2 protein-coding genes and 1 pseudogene are annotated in these 2123 nt (G+C 65.4%); all 3 read left to right on the top strand.

Features of this window, described 5'->3' with window-relative positions; genetic code table 11:
* Nucleotides 1–328, top strand: a 328-nt coding sequence (locus JMF90_RS34595; protein WP_268906088.1) for an amidase family protein, incomplete at its 5' end; no start/stop codon positions are given.
* Between the two features lie 4 nt (nt 329–332).
* A complete protein-coding gene (gene gatB / locus JMF90_RS34590) occupies nt 333–1808 on the top strand; it encodes an Asp-tRNA(Asn)/Glu-tRNA(Gln) amidotransferase subunit GatB (protein ID WP_006477480.1) in 1476 nt (491 codons plus the stop codon).
* A gap of 118 nt (nt 1809–1926) precedes the next feature.
* Nucleotides 1927–2123 (top strand): annotated as a pseudogene (locus JMF90_RS34585) (polyphosphate kinase 2 family protein); the annotation flags it as partial.

Raw genomic sequence — 2123 nt, 5'->3', positions numbered from 1 at the left:
CCGCATCATCGCGAACGATTTCCAGGAAGCGTTCAAGTCCTGCGACGTGATCATGGGCCCGGCGTCGCCGACGGTCGCATGGGATCTCGGCGCGAAGGGCGACGATCCGGTGCAGATGTATCTCGCGGATATCTACACGCTGTCGGTGAGCCTCGCGGGCCTGCCCGGCATGAGCGTGCCGTGCGGCTTCGGCGCGGGCGCGAACGCGAAGCGCCCGGTCGGCCTGCAGATCATCGGCAACTATTTCAACGAAGCCCGGATGCTGCAGGTCGCCGACGCGTTCCAGCGCGCGACCGACTGGCACAAGCAAGTTCCGGCAGGGGTGTAAGCACATGGCTACTCAGTGGGAAGTCGTTATCGGTCTCGAGACGCACGCGCAACTGTCGACCGTCTCGAAGATTTTCTCGGGCGCATCGACGCAGTTCGGCGCGGAGCCGAACACGCAGGCGTGCCCGGTCGACCTGGCGTTGCCGGGCGTGCTGCCGGTGCTGAACCGCGGCGCGGTCGAGCGGGCGATCCGCTTCGGCCTCGCGATCGGCTCGACCATCGCGCCGCGCAGCATCTTCGCGCGCAAGAATTATTTCTACCCCGATCTGCCGAAGGGCTATCAGATCAGCCAGTACGAGATTCCGGTCGTGCAGGGCGGCCAGATCACGATCCAGGTGCCGGCCAACGAGAAGGCCGGCAAGCCGGCGTACGAGAAGACGGTCAACCTGACCCGCGCGCACCTCGAGGAAGACGCGGGCAAGTCGCTGCATGAAGACTTCGCCGGCATGACCGGCATCGACCTGAACCGCGCGGGCACGCCGCTGCTCGAGATCGTCACCGAGCCGGAAATGCGCAGCGCGGCCGAGGCCGTGGCCTATGCGAAGGCGCTGCACGCGCTCGTCGTGTGGCTCGGCATCTGCGACGGCAACATGCAGGAAGGCTCGTTCCGCTGCGACGCGAACGTGTCGGTGCGACCGGTCGGCCAGGAGAAATTCGGCACGCGCGCGGAAATCAAGAACCTGAACTCGTTCCGGTTCCTCGAGGAAGCGATCAACTACGAAGTGCGTCGCCAGATCGAGCTGATCGAGGACGGTGGCGAAGTCGTGCAGGAAACCCGCCTGTACGACCCGGACAAGCGCGAGACGCGTTCGATGCGCAGCAAGGAAGACGCGCACGATTACCGCTACTTCCCCGATCCCGACCTGATGCCGCTCGTGATCGGCCGGGACTGGGTCGAGCGCGTGCAGTCCGGCATGCCGGAGCTGCCGGCCGCGATGCAGCAGCGCTTCGTCGACGAGTACGGCGTGTCCGCGTACGACGCGGGCGTGCTGACGTCGAGCAAGGCGATGGCCGCGTACTTCGAGTCGGTGGTCGCGAAGGCCGGCGCAGCGAATGCGAAGATCGTCGCGAACTGGCTGATGGGCGACGTGTCGTCGCAACTGAACCGCGACGGCATCGAGATCGACGCGATTCCGGTGTCGGCCGCGCAGCTCGCGCTGTTGCTGCAGCGCATCGCCGACGGCACGATCTCGAACAAGATCGCGAAGGAAATCTTCGCGACGATCTGGGACGAGAAGGCGACCGACGAAGGCGCGGCCGACCGCATCATCGACGCGAAGGGCCTCAAGCAGATCTCCGACACCGGCGCGCTGGAAGCGATCATCGACGAAGTGCTCGCGGCGAACGCGAAATCGGTCGAGGAATTCCGCGCCGGCAAGGAAAAGGCGTTCAACGCGCTGATCGGCCAGGCGATGAAGGCGACCAAGGGCAAGGCCAATCCGCAGCAGGTCAACGAACTGCTGAAGAAGAAGCTCGGCTGAGCATGCGCGCGCGTCTGAACCGCGCTTGACGACGGGCCGCTCCGAACCAGTTCGGGGCGGCCCGTCGCGTTTGGTGGATGCGTTATCGTATGCACCACACCGTCCAACGGAGGAACGAATGGCGAAACAACCGTCGCTCGACGATTTCCGCGTGCCCTACAGCACGCGCGAGAAGGAAGCCGCCGCATTCAAGCTCGACGCGTTCGACCCTGGTGCGAAGCCGTTTTCGTCCGGCTCGAAGGAGGCCGACCGCGAACGGCTGTCGGTCGTGTCGACCGAGCTCGACGTGCAGCAGGAGCGCTTGCACACGCAGCA

This window comes from Burkholderia sp. E168m23 (assembly GCF_016586125.1).
Taxonomy (GTDB): domain Bacteria; phylum Pseudomonadota; class Gammaproteobacteria; order Burkholderiales; family Burkholderiaceae; genus Burkholderia; species Burkholderia orbicola.
This window is presented reverse-complemented; position numbering and strand designations above follow the sequence as displayed.

Bases quoted from the DNA above. Each gene is read 5' to 3' on its own strand.
- gatB (WP_006477480.1), top strand. From the start codon at position 333: ATGGCTACTCAGTGGGAAGTCGTTATCGGTCTCGAGACGCACGCGCAA.